The organism is Winogradskyella algicola, assembly GCF_005869935.1.
Taxonomy (GTDB): domain Bacteria; phylum Bacteroidota; class Bacteroidia; order Flavobacteriales; family Flavobacteriaceae; genus Winogradskyella; species Winogradskyella algicola.
Window position 1 is genome coordinate 201,033 of record NZ_SZQF01000002.1, and the last position, 16,345, is coordinate 217,377.

The following is a 16,345-nucleotide window of genomic DNA, read 5'->3' on the forward strand; positions in this document are numbered from 1 at the left end:
CTTTGACAAGAATAACCCGAATAATATTATAAACGCGCATGGGATTTTTTGATTTCCTAACAGAAGAAATAGCCATTGATTTAGGAACCGCAAACACTCTAATTATACATAACGATAAGGTTGTTGTTGACAGTCCTTCTATAGTAGCGAGAGATCGAATTAGCAATAAAATAATAGCTGTTGGTAAAGAAGCCAACATGATGCAAGGTAAAACCCACGAGAACATTAAAACAATTAGACCTCTTAAAGATGGAGTAATTGCAGATTTTGATGCTTCTGAGCAAATGATAAGTATGTTTATAAAAAACATACCTGCGCTTAAGAAAAAGTTTTTTAATCCTGCGTTGAGAATGGTTGTTTGTATTCCTTCTGGTATTACTGAAGTTGAAATGCGAGCTGTAAAAGAATCTTGTGAGCGCGTTAATGGCAAAGAAGTCTACCTAATACATGAGCCAATGGCAGCTGCCATTGGTATTGGTGTAGATATTATGCAACCTAAAGGAAATATGATTGTTGATATAGGTGGTGGAACTACTGAAATCGCTGTTATAGCACTTGGCGGTATTGTGTGTGATAAATCAGTTAAAGTAGCTGGTGATGTATTTACAAACGATATTATCTACTACATGCGTACGCAACACAACCTTTATGTTGGTGATAGAACTGCTGAAAAAATAAAAATTCAGATTGGTGCTGCTACTGAAGATTTAGAATTACCACCAGAGGATATGAGTGTTCAAGGACGTGACTTATTAACTGGTAAGCCTAAACAAGTGCAGATATCTTACAGAGAAATTGCTAAAGCATTAGATAAATCTATCTTAAGAATTGAAGATTCCGTAATGGAAACCTTATCACAAACTCCTCCGGAATTAGCTGCAGATATATACAACACAGGTATTTATCTCGCTGGTGGTGGATCTATGCTAAGAGGTTTAGACAAGCGTTTATCTCAAAAAACAGATTTACCTGTTTATATAGCCGAAGACCCATTAAGAGCTGTAGTAAGAGGTACAGGAATTGTTCTTAAAAACTTGCCAAAATACAAAAGCGTATTGATAAAATAAACGAGAAATAAATGCAACAAATCATCAATTTTGTTATCAAAAACAAAACCTTTCTGTTGTTTTTATTCCTCTTTAGTATTTGCTTAGCACTTACTATTCAATCGCATTCTTATCACAGAAGTAAATTTATAAACTCTGCTAACGCACTTTCTGGTGGTGTCTATGGTACTGTAAATTCAATTGATAAGTATTTCGATTTAGAACAAGAGAATGAAATTTTAGCTGAAGAAAATAAACGCTTAAAAGAACAACTTTTCAATTCTATAAACTCTGAAAACAATACGGTTATTGATACTTCAATCTCAAAAAAAAATTACAGAATAACCATTGCTGATGTTTATAAGAACAGTTATTCGTCAACCAATAATTTTTTAACCGTTAATAAAGGTAAGAACGATAGCATTAAGCAAGATTTTGGAGTTATAACATCAAAAGGTATTGTTGGTATCATTGACAATACTTCCAAAAATTATGCTACTGTACTTTCTATTTTGAGCAAAAAAAGCAGAATTAATGTTAAACTAAAAAACTCAAACCACATAGGTTCTTTAACCTGGAACGGAAAATCTCCAGAATTTGTTCAGCTTATCGATGTATCTAAATTTGCTCCTGTAAAAGCTGGAGACACCATTGTTACTGGTGGTCAATCTTCAATTTTCCCAAAAGGAATTAACATTGGGAGCATTGAAAGTTTTGAAACTGATATTAGTGGAGATACATACACAATCCAAGTAAAACTGTTTAATGATATGACAAACATAGGAACAGTTTACATTATTGAGAACAAAGACAGAGACGAGATTTTAAAATTACAAAACAGTAGTAATGAATAGTGCTCTAGGTGTAAATAGCATTCGCTTTGTTTTACTACTTCTAATTCAAGTTGTTATCTGTAGTCATATAAACTTTTTGGGTTATATTAATCCATACATTTATATCATTTTCATATTCCTCTTTCCTATAAGGGAAGATCGTCTCGTTTTACTCCTTACAAGCTTTTTATTAGGTATGTTTGTTGATGTTTTTATGGATTCTGGCGGAGTCCATGCTGCTGCTTCGGTTTTTTTAGCATATGCCAGACCCGTTTTTTTAAAAACATCATTTGGCATGCTCTATGAGCACCAGAGCGTGAAGTTTAGCAACACCGACTTAGGTAGTTTGATCACCTACGTAACGCTTGGCACAATTACTCATCATCTTATTTTGTTTTCTCTAGAAGTTTTTAACATTTCTAGCATACTTTTAATCTTGAAAAAAACGTTATTCTCTAGTATTTTTACTATAATACTTTGTATCCTAATCATAGTTCTATTTAGTCGAAACAAAAAATGAGAAAACTTTTACTCTTAACTACTGTTATACTTGTTGGCATTGTTTTTATAGCACGTTTGTTCTATTTACAAGTCTATGGTGGTTATGAATATGATATTTTTGAAGATTCTGCAATAAAAAAGGAGTACACCTATCCTAAGCGTGGTTATGTATACGACAGAAATGGCAAATTATTAGTGGCCAACCAACCATCTTACGATGTTATGGTTATTCCAAGGGAAGTTGAGCCTATGGACTCATTAGAACTTATTGAGTTTTGCAATCTATTGAAAATTACCAGAGAAGAATTTGACAAAAAATTAGAACGCGCAAAAAACTACTCCCCTAGGTTACCTTCACCATTTGTCCCACAGTTATCAAAATCCGATTATGCTGTGCTTCAGGAAAAAATGAGAAAGTATATAGGCTTTTACATTCAGAAACGATCCCTAAGATCTTACCAAACCACTATTGGCGCGAATGTTTTAGGAGATATTGGTGAAGTTAACCGTAGTATTATAGAAAAACAACCTTATTATAGATTGGGAGATTTAATTGGTAAACAAGGTGTAGAGCAATCTTATGAAGAAATTCTTAGAGGTACAAAGGGTATAAAATTTATTCAAAAAGACAGGTTTAATAAAAATATTGGGCCTTTTCAAGAAGGAAAATTAGATACCTTACCTGTACCTGGCAAGGATATTACCATCACTATAGATTCAGAATTACAAGCTTATGGTGAACTTTTAATGCAACATAAGCGTGGAGGTATTGTTGCCATAGAACCTAATAGTGGTGAGATTTTGGCTATGGTTACTGGACCAAGTTACAATCCAAATATTTTGGTCGGCAGAAACAGATCTAAAAACTACACAAAATTGCACTATGATAGTATTGCAAAACCTCTATTTGATAGAGGTCTCTTAGCCCAGTATCCACCAGGTTCGCCATTTAAAGTTATCAATGCATTAATCGGCTTGCAAGAAGGAGTCGTTGATGAGCATGACACCTTTAGTTGTAGAATGGGCTATTACTATGGTAGTAGAAAACTAACGGGTTGCCATCATCATAGAAGCCCAGTTGACATGAATATGGGAATAGCGCAATCCTGCAATGCTTATTTTGTTAACGTCTACAGACGAATTATTGACAAATATAATGACGCAGGAGATGGTATGAACAAATGGGCAAAGCATGCCAAGAGTTTTGGCTTAGGAGATTTCCTAAATAACGATTTATCAGTTGGTCGTCCAGGTCGTATTCCAGATGGTGATTATTACGACAGAGCTTATGGAGATAATCGTTGGGGCTCAACATATATTGTATCTAATGCTATTGGTCAAGGAGAAGTTGAAGCTACACCAATACAACTAGCAAACATGGCTGCTGCTATTGGAAATCGTGGGTATTATTACACTCCACATATCATTAAAACTATTGAAGGCGATACAATTCCATCAAAATTCACAACTCCAAAGTATACCACTATCGACAGAAAACACTTTGAACCTGTAATAGAAGGTATGTTTGATGTCTACAATGATGGTACAGCTAAAGCTTTAAAAGTTGAAGGGATAGAAATCTGCGGAAAAACAGGAACAGCCGAAAATTTTGCTATAATTGACGGCAAAAAAACCCAGCTGACCGACCACTCGATTTTTGTAGCTTTTGCACCAAAAGATAATCCTAAAATCGCCATTGCTGTTTTTGTGGAAAATGGATACTGGGGAAGTCGTTTTGCTGGAAGAATGGCAAGTTTAATGATTGAAAAATATATTAAAGGCAACATAACAAGAACCGATTTAGAAAATTGGATACTAACACACAGTCTTGAAAATGAGTATGCTAAGCCGATTTCGGGCGAACCTTTCAAAATTAATGGTGAAACAACACTTCAAGTTATAGATAATTACGCTATTAAACTTGAAGAACAAGAAGCCTTAAAACAATAGTTGATGCTCAGAGAAAACCAAAGACGTTTTAAGTTCGATTGGATTACCATTATACTTTTTCTTTTATTGGTTGGTTTTGGCTATGTTAATATTTTATCAGCATCTCATGATGGCGAGGTCACGAGCTATTTTAACATGACTGAGCTCTATGGTAAACAATTAGTATTTATTGGACTCACCTTCATTATAATCATTCTAATTTTATCGCTCGAAGCCAAGTTTTACGAACGGTTTTCTAGTGTTATCTATTTGTTCGCCCTTTTATCGCTTGTAGGTCTCTTCATTTTTGGTAAAGATGTTAATGGAGCACGCTCTTGGTATGGTATAGGTAGTATGACAATCCAACCAAGTGAGTTTGCCAAGTTTGCCACAGCTTTAGCAGTAGCTAAGTATATAAGCGACATTCAGACCAACATGAAAACGTTAAAAGACCAAATTCGTGTTGCTGCTATTATTTTTATCCCTGCCTTATTGATTTTATTACAAAACGACGCAGGAAGTACTATTGTCTACACAGCTTTTTTCTTCGTATTTTACAGAGAAGGCTTACAACAGATATATCTCATTGTGGCTTTATCGCTTATCTTTTTGGCTGTACTATCTTTAAAATTTGGTGTATTAATCACTGGTATAGTTGCAGCTCTAGCACTCGTCATTCGCTTTTTTATACGTAAAAAGAAACGTGCATCTAAAATTCAGTACGCATTGGTTTTACTCATCGCTATTGGATTTGCATATGGTGTAAAACTCTTCTATAACCATGGCTTAAAGATTCATCAACAAAACAGAATTAGCCTTTGGTTACGATTAGAAAAAGATCCAGCGAAACTCGAAAGAATGCGCAAGGCAGAGGCCTATAATCTTATTCAATCTGAGCAAGCTATAAGCTCCGGTGGACTCACAGGAAAGGGATTTTTTGAAGGGACTAGGACAACCGGTAAATTTGTACCCGAACAAGAAACAGATTACATCTTTAGTACCGTAGGAGAAGAATGGGGATTTATTGGCAGTAGTATAGTTGTGCTACTCTTTGTGTTCTTAATAGTACGTGTTTTATATTTAGCTGAAGCCCAAAAGTCTCAATTTAGTCGTGTATACGGTTACAGTGTTGCTTCAATCCTCTTTATTCATTTTACCATAAATATTGGTATGGTAATGGGCTTAATACCAACCGTTGGAATTCCTTTACCTTTTTTTAGCTATGGAGGCTCGGGTCTTTGGGGTTTTACCATTTTACTATTCATTTTTATTAAGCTTGATAGTAATAAAATAAACGAGTGGTAAAAAAGACACCAGATTTTAGTTTAATACAAGTCTTACTAACTAATCTCTATTGCAATAAACAATACTGTCATGATTTTTAGCACAACCTATCATAACAGCAGAGCAATTAGTATCTAACAACCTATGAAAAAATTTAAAGACTATTGTATTATCAAAAAATCTTAGTGTCTTTGTTTCAATAAAAAAAACATCCTTAAGGTTGATAGTTACGGTATTAACCCTACTACTAATTAGCCACCTAACCTTTAGGGTGTATAAAAGAACTAACTCCTATTGTCCTTGGCCTAGAGAATATCCTCTTACACCATCAAACGTATATAGGTTTTCTGTTTTAATGGCATCAATACCATTTTGTAAAGCTGCATGTAACACCTCTACCACTTTTTCTTTAGACAATTCTTTCCCTTCTTTAGCCGTGTATCTACACCTCCAATGGTCTGTGCAAAACGTTTCTTCAAAACCATTTGGCCATACTTTAATACCTCTGTTGGTTATCATGGACAACTCGAGTTCCTCGTTGTTAAGTTTTTGAAGTTCCTTTGCCAGAATATTAGCATCATACCCATTCCAATCAACAAATAAGTCTACACCTACAATTTGCTTTTGTCGCGATGGCTTTCTTTGGTATTTAGGCAATACTAAAGGTGTATTATCTTCAAAAATTACTGCTGGCAACTGTTTTGGTTTGTTACCTAAATTAGCAATAACCGCTTCAGCAAATGCTTTTGTACCAACACGTTTTGTACTCATTATAGGGTCGTAAATATCGTTGGTATGCACACCATCCTCTATAGTTCGTAACCATGCGTTTTGTATTTTTTCGGCCACATCACTTTGTCCTATATGATTTAGCATCATTACGGCACCATTTATTAAACCAGATGGATTCGCCACATCTTTACCAGCAATATCTGGCGCAGAACCATGTATAGCCTCAAACATGGCACACTCTTGCCCAATGTTTGCTGAACCAGCTAAACCAACTGAACCTGTAATCTGTGCTGCTATATCTGACACTACATCTCCATATAAATTTGGCATTACTATAACATCAAAATCTTCTGGAGAGTCAGCTAATAAGGCAGAACCTATATCCACAATCCAATGTTCATTTTCAATTTCTGGATAGCGTGCTGCTACTTCATCAAATACTTGGTGAAACAAACCATCGGTCTGCTTCATAATATTATCTTTTGTAAAGCAGGTTACTTTTTTTCTACCATATTTTTTTGCATACTCAAATGCGTAGGTGACAATTTTTTCGCAACCAGGACGACTTATCAGTTTAAGACACTGCACTACTTCATCCGTCTGCTGATGCTCTATACCTGCATATAAATCTTCTTCATTTTCCCTAATTATAACTACATCCATTTCTGGATGTTTTGTAGTTACAAACGGATGAAGACTTCTACAAGGTCTTACATTAGAGTACAAGCCTAATGTTTTGCGCATAGTTACATTTAAGCTTTTATAACCACCTCCTTGCGGTGTTGTTATTGGCGCTTTTAACAAAACTTTGTTTCTTCTTATAGACTCCCAAGCTTCATCTGATATACCTGTAGAGTTACCAGACAAATAGACCTTTTCGCCTACTTCTATTTCTTCAAAGGTAAGATCTGCACCAGCGGCATTTAAAATGTTTAGTGTTGCGTCCATAATCTCAGGACCAATACCATCTCCTTTGGCTAATGATATTTTTATCATAATTATTGCGTTGTCTTTTTATTACGGTGCAAAGATGACATTCCTTTTTTATATATTTTTATATATGTTTAATATGTTATATATAATTTTTATTTATACATAAGCGCACATAAAAGATTAATACTGCAAAAACAACTATTTTGCAGTATTAATCTTTTAAGAATTTTTAAGAAAATTTAACTATTTAAGACTTTCCAAGCTTGCTTTAATTGTATCAATTTTAGCTAAAGCATCTGCTTCTTTTTTCTTTTCTGAAGCTACAACTTGCTCTGGCGCATTATTTACAAAACGCTCATTGGACAACTTCTTTTGAACTGATTTTAAGAAACCTTCTGTATAATTTAATTCTTCAGTTAGCTTTTTAATTTCAGCTTCTACATCAATACTTCCTTCCATAGGAATGAAATATTCATTAGATTTTACTCTAAAGGTTAAAGCGCCTTCAACAGGTTCGTTGACGTAATTAAAACTGCTTAGGTTACCCATTTTTGTAATAACCTCATCAAACTCAGGTTCAACATTTTCATTATTTACAACTGAGAATCCTATAGCATCTTTGAACGCTATATTCTTTTGTTTTCTAATGTTTCGTATTCCTGAAATGACTTCAGACGCAAAATCGAACTGCGAAATTAATACATCATTAGTATCTTTTTGAGCTGGCCATTTTGCTATGATTAAGGCTTCTTCTGGTGTTCTTGATTTCATAGTTTGCCATATTTCTTCAGTGATAAATGGCATAAATGGATGCATAATTTTTAAGTTGTCTTCAAATAGTGCGATTAACTTATGGTATGTTTTTGCATCAATTGGCTCACCATAAGCTGGTTTTACGATCTCTAGTAACCATCCGCAGAAATCATCAAAAATCAATTTGTAAATAGCCATTAACGCATCGCTAAGACGGTATTTGCTAAAGTGATCTTCAATCTCTACTAATACTTTTTGAAATTTAGCTTCGAACCATTCCAGACCAATTTTACTCGATTGTGGTTGTTCAATTTTATTAGATACTTCCCAAAGTGTTGTTAAATAAAACGCACTCCAAACTTTGTTTCCTAAACCTTTACCTTGTTGGCAAAGGGCTTCATCAAACAACAAATCGTTACCAGCTGCGGAGCTTAATAACAAGCCCACTCGCACACCATCTGCACCATATTCTTCGATAAGCTTTAAGGCGTCTGGTGAATTACCAAGCGACTTAGACATTTTTCGTCTTTGCTTATCTCTTACCAATCCGGTTAAATAAACATTTTCAAATGGTCTTTGGTCTTTATACTCATAACCTGCAATGATCATTCGGGCTACCCAAAAGAATAAAATGTCTGGACCTGTTACCAAATCATTAGTTGGGTAATAGTATTTTATGTCTTCATTTTCTGGATTTCGTATTCCATCAAAAACACTCATTGGCCATAACCAAGACGAAAACCATGTGTCTAGTGCGTCAGTTTCCTGACGTAAGTCTTCAATTTTAAAAGACTTCTCGACTACGCTCGAAGTGACAGCAAGCTCATATGCTTTTTCTTTAGTTTCGGCAACAACAAAATCTTCTTTCCCGTCTCCATAGTAATATGCAGGAATTTGATGTCCCCAAAGTAGCTGACGTGAAATATTCCAATCTCTGATGTTTTCCATCCAGTGACGGTACGTGTTTTCAAACTTCTTTGGAAAAAGCTTCACCTCACCATTCGTAAGTACTGCATCTAAAGCTGGTTTAGCCAAATCTTCCATTTTTAAGAACCATTGGTCACTTAAACGTGGCTCTATAACCGCTTTTGTACGCTCTGATATACCAACACGATTGGTATAATCTTCAATTTTTTCAATCTGTCCTAAAGATTCTAGCTCCTTAACAATGGCTTTACGAACAGCAAAACGATCTTGCCCTTCGTAATGCATACCATAACTATTCAAGGTAGCATCTTCATTAAAGATATCTATAACTTCAAGATTATGCTTATCGCCTAACACTTTATCATTTTCATCGTGTGCTGGTGTTACTTTTAAACAACCTGTACCAAATTCTACATCTACATAATCATCTTCGATAATTGGAATTACGCGATTACAAATTGGTACAATTGCTTTTTTACCTTTAAGATTTTGATGCCTTGGATCTTCTGGATTGATACAAATTGCCGAATCTCCTAAAATAGTTTCTGGTCGCGTTGTAGCAATCGTTAGGGTATCGTTAGAACCTTCAATTTTATAATTTACATAGTAAAGCTTTCCTTGTTTTTCTATATACTCTACCTCTTCGTCAGATAGTGTTGTCCTAGCTTCAGGATCCCAATTAACCATTCTGTAACCACGATATATCAGTCCTTTATTATAAAGGTCTACAAACACCTTTATAACGGCTTCGGACATATCATCATCCATCGTAAATTTAGTTCTGTCCCAATCGCAAGAACATCCTAATTTTTTTAATTGCTCTAAGATTACACCGCCATATTCATGCGTCCAATCCCAAGCGTGTTTTAGAAATTCATCGCGTGTTAAATCATTTTTATCTATGCCTTGTTCTTTTAACTTGGCAACTACTTTAGCTTCTGTAGCGATAGATGCGTGGTCTGTACCAGGAACCCAACATGCATTTTTACCTAACAATCGAGCTCGACGAATTAACACATCCTGAATTGTATTATTCAGCATGTGTCCCATATGTAAAATTCCTGTAACGTTAGGTGGCGGAATTACAATGGTGTAAGGCTCTCTATCGTCTGGTGTAGAGTGAAAATATTTATTTTCCATCCAGTAGCTATACCACTTATTTTCTACTGAAGTTGCATTATATTTTGATGGGATTTCCATATTTGGTATTGTTTTTGCAAAGTAACTAACAAAAGTACTTATATTTCTTTTTTTGAAAAATTATTAGGCTGTTTTATGTGGCTGTAGACATCAAAAATTGTTAAATAGCATGTATTACATCTAATTAATTTTGAGGAGAGTAAAAAAGTAAGTAGTTTTGATAGTATCAATTTAAAACTTAAATGATGAAAAATTTAATAGCAATTCTATTTGTAGGCTTAATAAGTTTGGGGTCTTTTGCTCAGGAAAAGAAAGTAGCTAAGATAGAGTTTAAGACAACCGTTATTGATTACGGAACTATTGAAAAAGGTTCTGATGGTGTTAGAACGTTTGAATTTACCAATACCGGAAATGCTCCTTTGGTAATATCTAATGTAAAATCTACATGTGGTTGTACAGTACCAAAAAAGCCTAAAGAGCCTATTATGCCTGGTGAAACAGGTGAAATAGAAGTAAAGTACGACACAAAGAGAGTTAATCCTATTAGAAAAACCATCACTGTGTATTCTAATGCAGAAACTCCAACAGTAGCGCTTAAGATTAAGGGATTAGTTATAGATCCTGATAAGACAAGTGTTCTAGAGAAAAAAGAAAAAAGTATGATTGAGCAATAAACTTAATTATCATTATATTTCAATGAGCTCTCAATTTGAGGGCTCATTTCTTTTTAAGGCATCATCTAACTTAAATTTAAAAACCTTCACCTCACCATGACGCTCAACTTTTAGCCTTATTGGTTTTCCTGTTTTGCCAAACAAGATTTCATTTATTTGATTCAGTTTCATATTAAAGACTTCTTTTCCATTAATACCTAGTAAAATATCACCTATTCTGAGACCAGATGCATATGCGTTAGAAGATCTGCGTAACTCTACTATTCTATACATTGGTTTCAATAGCATTCTATGACTTATAGAAACATCTATCTTTATAGCATTAGGATTATAAGTTTCACTATAACCATCTGTTGAAGGAACTTTAATACGCTCATTTACAAACATACTGCCATTATGCTCTAATACAATACCACTATTATTGTACGTAAATGGTTTCTTGTAATAGTTATTTTTCTTTATATAAAGTTTTTCATTGCTATAATCTACATACATGTTATATCTCTTGAGAATATCACCTCCTACGCTTCCATTTCTCCCTTTATGAATTTTATTGACGTCCACAGATAAAGAATCTGGATAAGCAACATTCACATCCGTAAGCTTATAGTTACTTAACTGAAAACTTTTAATCTTAGATCTCTTGCCATAAACAGAACCACTTAAACCCTTACCTAAATAATCTCTAAAAAAAAGAGAGTCATTAGGTATTAAACCCTTTTCTTTATTTTCGAATAACCATAAGGCATCACTACTACCAGTATCCATTAGTAATTTTACATTTTCAGCATTATCTCCAAACGTAACTCTAGCATTTAGATAAGGCTTGTTATTATGAATTTCTAAAGGTATTGATTGCCATTTTTTAGATAGTTTAGGTTTAAATAAATCAGGTTTGTGCAACCTTATATACTTAGACCTATAATTAATCTCAACAACGAAATCCCTAAAAATGTCATAGCCAATTATACCGTGCACAACTACACCCAGACGAGGTGTAAAATTAATATCCGAATCAAACACCACATACAAATCTTGATTACTACCTACAGCGTCACCTATCTTAAACCTATTATAACTAGACTTTATAGCTTCAATCTTTCCATCTGCGCCTAAACCATGCAGATAAAATGTTTTTGTGTTTTTTAAATCGAGCGAATCATTTTCTGTTAGATTAAACAAAATAGGCTTACTAACACCTGTATCTAATACAAATGATAGTTCTACACCATTAACTTCTACAGGGATTACTATAAGATTAGCTGCAAATTCAAAAGTAATTTTCTGACTCACCTTATCTTTCAAAAGGAATTGACCTTGAGCGATGATTGACCAACTATTCCAACATAAGCAAAGTAAAATTAAATATGTAAGACGTCTTTTCAATATTGATTTGATTTAACTGAATTTACAAATCTTTATTTAACTATATATTTTCGATGTTATTTTTTGTAGAAACTTTAAGAAATTTCGGAACTTAGCACTTTAAAATTTATACCATGCCTAAAATTTCTGAGAAAGGTATTAACATGCCTGAGTCACCAATTAGAAAATTGGTACCATATGCTGAAGAAGCTCACAAACAGGGAAAAACTGTTTATTATTTAAATATAGGACAACCAGATATAAAAACACCCGCAGTAGCTTTAGATGCTGTCAAAGTTCATTCATTGGATATTCTTGCCTATTCAAGATCTGAAGGTTCTGAGGAATACAGAAAAAAAATTGCTCAATATTATTTACGTAATGCTATTGAAGTAACCCATAACGATATCATTGTAACAACAGGTGGAAGTGAAGCTTTACTTTTTGCTTTTGGAAGTATTATGGACGAGGATGATGAAATTATCATACCTGAACCATTTTATGCCAATTACAATGGTTTCTCAACAGCCTCTAGCATTAAAGTGGTTCCTGTAATTTCTAAGATTGAAGATAACTTTGCGCTTCCGCCAATAGAAGAATTTGAAAAGCTCATCACACCAAAAACCAAAGCTATTCTTATTTGTAACCCAGGTAATCCTACAGGTTATTTATATTCAGAAGAAGAAATAAGTAAACTTGCTGCAATTGTTAAGAAGCACGATTTATTCTTAATCGCAGACGAAGTTTACAGAGAATTCGTTTATGACGGTATAGAACACTACTCAATTTTACAAGAACCAGGCTTAGAAGAGCATGCCATAGTAATAGACTCAGTATCTAAGCGCTATAGCATGTGTGGTGCTCGTATTGGGTATTTAGTTTCTAAAAACAAAGACGTTATAAAAACTGCATTAAAGTTTGCCCAAGCAAGATTAAGCCCACCAACTTTAGCTCAAATTGCCAGTGAAGCTGCTCTTAGCACACCACAAAGCTATTTTGATGATGTTAAAGAAGAATATGTAAAACGAAGAAATATTTTAATTGAAGGTTTAGAAAATATCCCTGGTGTTAAAGTTGCTAAACCTAACGGAGCTTTTTATTGTATAGCAGAATTACCTGTTAAAAACTCTGACGATTTTGCACGTTGGCTGTTAGAGTCTTTTGAATATAATAACAGTACTATTATGGTAGCTCCTGCTGCAGGCTTCTACTCTACTCCTGGTGTTGGTCGCAACCAAATAAGGATCGCATATGTACTTAACGAAGACAGTCTAAAAACTGCTGTTAAAATTTTAGAAGAAGCTCTTAAAGTATATAAAGATTAATGACTATAGAGCATAATGTTTCGTTGCAACCCTTTAATACCTTTGGTTTAGAAGCCAAGGCAAAATCCTATTGTAATATAACTGATAAAACAGTTCTTTCTGAAGTTTTAAAAACCAATAAAAATCAACCTTTATTCATTCTTGGTGGCGGAAGCAACATGCTACTCACCAAAGATATCGAAACCTTAGTGCTTCATATTAATTTAAAAGGCATTGAAGTAGTAAACGAAAGTGATAATACTGTTTTTGTTAAAGCCATGGCAGGCGAAAATTGGCATCAGTTTGTCCTTTGGTGTTTAGAGCACAACTATGGTGGTATTGAAAATTTATCTTTAATTCCCGGTAATGTTGGGACGTCTCCTATTCAAAATATAGGAGCCTATGGTGTAGAATTAAAAGATGTATTTGAAAGTTGTGAAGCTATTAACGTTAATACTCAAGACATAAGAACTTTTACAAAAGAAGATTGCAAATTTGGTTACAGAGAATCTGTTTTTAAGCAAGATTTAAAAGGCGAATACATTATTACAAGCGTTACTTTTAAACTAAGCAAGCAAAATCACCAACTGCACACAGATTATGGTGCAATTAAGCAGCAACTCCAAATATCTAACATTGTAAAACCAACAATCAAAGATGTATCTAATGCTGTAATTGCTATTAGACAAAGCAAATTACCTGATCCAAAAGACATAGGAAATAGCGGAAGTTTCTTTAAAAACCCTGTCATTACAGTGGAAGAGTTTAAAGAATTGCAAACTAATTTTCCTGATGTACCTTCGTACAAAGTTTCGGATACTTTGGTTAAAGTTCCTGCTGGTTGGCTAATAGAACAAGCTGGTTTTAAAGGAAAAAGATTCAATGACTATGGTGTACACCAAAAACAAGCTTTAGTTTTAGTTAATTACGGTAATGCTAAAGGGAGTGATATATTCGAGTTAGCACAATTGATTCAAAAAACAATAAAACGAATATTCAATATTTCAATAGAAACAGAAGTAAACATCATATAAAACAAAAGTCGTAATAAGGATTACGACTTTTGAATTTAGAATAATCTTTTAAAAATGCTATTAACCAATCTCTCAGAAAAAATGATTATTCTATCTTTATAATGCTAAATACATATATTACTGTATTTAACTATATTTACGTTTACAAATCCATTTTGGATGTCGTAAAAATCTAAAAACTAAGATTTTAACATTTTGAGCGTTACACCAACCGAACAGAAAATAATCGATTTACTAGACAAAGGCGATAAGCGTGCGTTGGACCTGTTATACGAAAATTACTCTAACAGCCTCTATGGTGTTATTTTAAAAATAACTATAAACGAAGAGATTGCTCAAGACGCTCTACAAGAAACCTTTATTAAAGTTTGGAAAAACGCTCATAAGTACGACCCTAAAAAGGCAAAATTATTTACTTGGCTGTTTAGAATTGCAAGAAATACAGCAATAGATAAATTGAGAAGTTTTAATAATAGATATCAAAAAGAAGTCCAAATCGATACTTCAAACGTATATATCTTACCTTCAAGCAACTTAAACCAGGATGTATTGGACATTAAAGAGCATGTTGGACGACTCGAAGAAAAGTACCAAATTGTGTTAGACGCCTTGTTTTTTCAAGGCATGACACAGCAGGAAGCTAGTGACGAATTAGACATTCCGCTTGGGACTATAAAATCGAGATTAAAAATAGGATTACGTGAACTTAAAAAAGTTTACGACCCAGAATAACAGAATTATGGAAACAAAATTACATACCTTTTTAAATTCTGACTTACTAAACAAATACTTAGTAGGTGAAGCTTCCTATGAGGAAACCAAGGAAGTAGAGTTTTTTATTAGTAATTATCCTGAAGCAGCCGAAGCTTACGAGAAGCTACAGAATAACTTAGAAATTATTGCTAAGGCTGGTGCGGTAGATGTTCCTAAGAATATTTTAGGAAATATTCTAGATGCTTTGGACGAAACTAACGACACTAAAGTTATTCAGTTAGTACAACACAGAAAAACACCTTGGTACAGCATTGCTGCGACGGCTGCTGCTGTTTTATTTGCTGTATCATCATTTTTCTTGTATCAAAAAAATCAGAATTTACTAGATGAGAACAATGTAGTTATAGACGAGATTTACGACTTAAGAAGTGATATAGAAAAAAATAATGCTATGTTATCGGAGTTATCATCAGAGCTTAGTAGACTTAATGATCCTGATGCCAGAAAATACATTATTAGCGGTAATGATAGAGCTAAAGATCTTAAGACAGTAGCTTATATAAATCCGGTTGAAAAAACCTCGATGATAGATGTTATTAAATTACCTGAGTTACCTGAAGACCAGCATTACCAAATATGGGCTGAACTACAGGACAGAATGGTGAACTTAGGCATATTGGATGAGTCTGACCGTAAGATGAAACAAATTCCATATATGGAAGATGCTTTAGCACTGAGTATTAAAATCGGTAGAGATGGTGATGAAACTAATGAGAATAATACCGAAGTTGCGGAAATCTCTCTAAAAGAGAAGTAGAATTAAAAAAAGATTTAGGACAAAGAGGTACGGTTGTACCTCTTTTTTTTATTTCACAAATAATATTTTAGATTTTACACCTCCAGAAATCATCTAATTTAAAGCTTACAGATTTTGTATTAAAGCATTATCTTTGCAATAAATTTTAATTAAAATGAAATTATTACTTCTCACTTTAGGAATGTTAGCCTTAGCTTTTGCCGGTATTGCCATAAAAATCTGGGCAAAGAAAGACGGTAAGTTTGCTGGTACGTGTGCGAGTCAAAATCCTATACTAAACAAAGAAGGTGATGCTTGTGGTTTTTGCGGAAAAACTCCAGATCAATTCAAAGACTGTAACGAACCTCAACATTCTTAAG

At 33.9% G+C, this 16,345-nt stretch carries 14 protein-coding genes; 11 read left to right on the plus strand and 3 right to left on the minus strand.

Annotated elements, in window-relative coordinates:
* Positions 1-38 precede the first annotated feature (38 nt).
* The 5 genes from FC091_RS05445 to rodA are packed head-to-tail and all read left to right on the plus strand — an operon-like array spanning position 39 to position 5,614.
* Positions 39-1,067 (plus strand): rod shape-determining protein, encoded by a 1,029-nt coding sequence (locus FC091_RS05445; protein WP_138433260.1) that lies wholly within the window; start codon positions 39-41, stop codon positions 1,065-1,067.
* Between the two features lie 11 nt (positions 1,068-1,078).
* A complete protein-coding gene (gene mreC / locus FC091_RS05450) occupies positions 1,079-1,900 on the plus strand; it encodes a rod shape-determining protein MreC (RefSeq protein ID WP_138433261.1) in 822 nt (273 codons plus the stop codon).
* Complete coding sequence (locus FC091_RS05455; RefSeq protein ID WP_138433262.1) at positions 1,893-2,399, plus strand: rod shape-determining protein MreD; 507 nt, start codon at positions 1,893-1,895, stop codon at positions 2,397-2,399. Before mreC ends, FC091_RS05455 begins: the two co-directional genes overlap by 8 nt.
* A complete protein-coding gene (locus FC091_RS05460; protein WP_138433263.1) occupies positions 2,396-4,330 on the plus strand; it encodes a peptidoglycan D,D-transpeptidase FtsI family protein in 1,935 nt (644 codons plus the stop codon). Before FC091_RS05455 ends, FC091_RS05460 begins: the two co-directional genes overlap by 4 nt.
* Before the next feature lie 3 nt (positions 4,331-4,333).
* Positions 4,334-5,614: a rod shape-determining protein RodA gene (rodA, locus tag FC091_RS05465; protein WP_138433264.1), complete on the plus strand. Its 1,281-nt coding sequence runs from the start codon at positions 4,334-4,336 to the stop codon at positions 5,612-5,614.
* Between the two features lie 270 nt (positions 5,615-5,884).
* On the opposite strand, the gene FC091_RS05470 is transcribed toward rodA, so the two are convergent.
* The gene (locus tag FC091_RS05470) at positions 5,885-7,321 is read right to left on the minus strand and encodes an NADP-dependent isocitrate dehydrogenase (RefSeq protein ID WP_138433265.1); all 1,437 of its coding nucleotides are present in this window, start codon (positions 7,319-7,321) and stop codon (positions 5,885-5,887) included.
* A gap of 180 nt (positions 7,322-7,501) precedes the next feature.
* Positions 7,502-10,138 carry a valine--tRNA ligase gene (locus FC091_RS05475; protein WP_138433266.1) on the minus strand — a complete coding sequence of 879 codons (2,637 nt, stop codon included), beginning with the start codon at positions 10,136-10,138 and terminating at the stop codon, positions 7,502-7,504.
* 185 nt (positions 10,139-10,323) lie between these two features.
* On the opposite strand from FC091_RS05475, the gene FC091_RS05480 reads away from it, so the two are divergent.
* Entirely contained in the window at positions 10,324-10,752 is a 429-nt protein-coding gene (locus tag FC091_RS05480) for a DUF1573 domain-containing protein (protein ID WP_138433267.1), read from the plus strand.
* Positions 10,753-10,782: 30 nt separating this feature from the next.
* On the opposite strand, the gene FC091_RS05485 is transcribed toward FC091_RS05480, so the two are convergent.
* Positions 10,783-12,138 (minus strand): retropepsin-like aspartic protease, encoded by a 1,356-nt coding sequence (locus tag FC091_RS05485; protein WP_138433268.1) that lies wholly within the window; start codon positions 12,136-12,138, stop codon positions 10,783-10,785.
* A 113-nt stretch (positions 12,139-12,251) separates the two neighbouring features.
* Here FC091_RS05485 and FC091_RS05490 point away from each other — a divergent pair, with 113 nt between their 5' ends.
* The 5 genes from FC091_RS05490 to FC091_RS05510 all read left to right on the plus strand — a co-directional run bounded on the left by FC091_RS05490 (position 12,252) and on the right by FC091_RS05510 (position 16,344).
* Positions 12,252-13,442 carry a pyridoxal phosphate-dependent aminotransferase gene (locus FC091_RS05490; protein ID WP_138433269.1) on the plus strand — a complete coding sequence of 397 codons (1,191 nt, stop codon included), beginning with the start codon at positions 12,252-12,254 and terminating at the stop codon, positions 13,440-13,442.
* Positions 13,442-14,455, plus strand: coding sequence for a UDP-N-acetylmuramate dehydrogenase (gene murB, locus FC091_RS05495; protein ID WP_138433270.1), 1,014 nt, complete (start codon positions 13,442-13,444; stop codon positions 14,453-14,455). The genes FC091_RS05490 and murB overlap by 1 nt, the downstream gene beginning before the upstream one ends.
* A 195-nt stretch (positions 14,456-14,650) precedes the next feature.
* A complete protein-coding gene (locus FC091_RS05500; RefSeq protein WP_138433271.1) occupies positions 14,651-15,187 on the plus strand; it encodes an RNA polymerase sigma factor in 537 nt (178 codons plus the stop codon).
* Positions 15,188-15,194: 7 nt separating this feature from the next.
* Complete coding sequence (locus tag FC091_RS05505; protein ID WP_138433272.1) at positions 15,195-15,986, plus strand: anti-sigma factor domain-containing protein; 792 nt, start codon at positions 15,195-15,197, stop codon at positions 15,984-15,986.
* A gap of 154 nt (positions 15,987-16,140) precedes the next feature.
* Positions 16,141-16,344, plus strand: a complete 204-nt coding sequence (locus FC091_RS05510; RefSeq protein WP_138433273.1) for a membrane or secreted protein — start codon at positions 16,141-16,143, stop codon at positions 16,342-16,344.
* Position 16,345 lies beyond the last annotated feature (1 nt).

Excerpts from the sequence above, each read along its gene's own strand:
- FC091_RS05480 (WP_138433267.1), top strand. The coding sequence starts at position 10,324 with ATGAAAAATTTAATAGCAATTCTATTTGTAGGCTTAATAAGTTTGGGG.
- FC091_RS05510 (WP_138433273.1), top strand. The coding sequence starts at position 16,141 with ATGAAATTATTACTTCTCACTTTAGGAATGTTAGCCTTAGCTTTTGCC.
- FC091_RS05470 (WP_138433265.1), bottom strand. The coding sequence starts at position 7,321 with ATGATAAAAATATCATTAGCCAAAGGAGATGGTATTGGTCCTGAGATT.
- FC091_RS05475 (WP_138433266.1), bottom strand. The coding sequence starts at position 10,138 with ATGGAAATCCCATCAAAATATAATGCAACTTCAGTAGAAAATAAGTGG.
- murB (WP_138433270.1), top strand. The coding sequence starts at position 13,442 with ATGACTATAGAGCATAATGTTTCGTTGCAACCCTTTAATACCTTTGGT.
- FC091_RS05505 (WP_138433272.1), top strand. The coding sequence starts at position 15,195 with ATGGAAACAAAATTACATACCTTTTTAAATTCTGACTTACTAAACAAA.
- FC091_RS05455 (WP_138433262.1), top strand. The coding sequence starts at position 1,893 with ATGAATAGTGCTCTAGGTGTAAATAGCATTCGCTTTGTTTTACTACTT.
- FC091_RS05460 (WP_138433263.1), top strand. The coding sequence starts at position 2,396 with ATGAGAAAACTTTTACTCTTAACTACTGTTATACTTGTTGGCATTGTT.
- rodA (WP_138433264.1), top strand. The coding sequence starts at position 4,334 with ATGCTCAGAGAAAACCAAAGACGTTTTAAGTTCGATTGGATTACCATT.
- mreC (WP_138433261.1), top strand. The coding sequence starts at position 1,079 with ATGCAACAAATCATCAATTTTGTTATCAAAAACAAAACCTTTCTGTTG.
- FC091_RS05490 (WP_138433269.1), top strand. The coding sequence starts at position 12,252 with ATGCCTAAAATTTCTGAGAAAGGTATTAACATGCCTGAGTCACCAATT.
- FC091_RS05445 (WP_138433260.1), top strand. The coding sequence starts at position 39 with ATGGGATTTTTTGATTTCCTAACAGAAGAAATAGCCATTGATTTAGGA.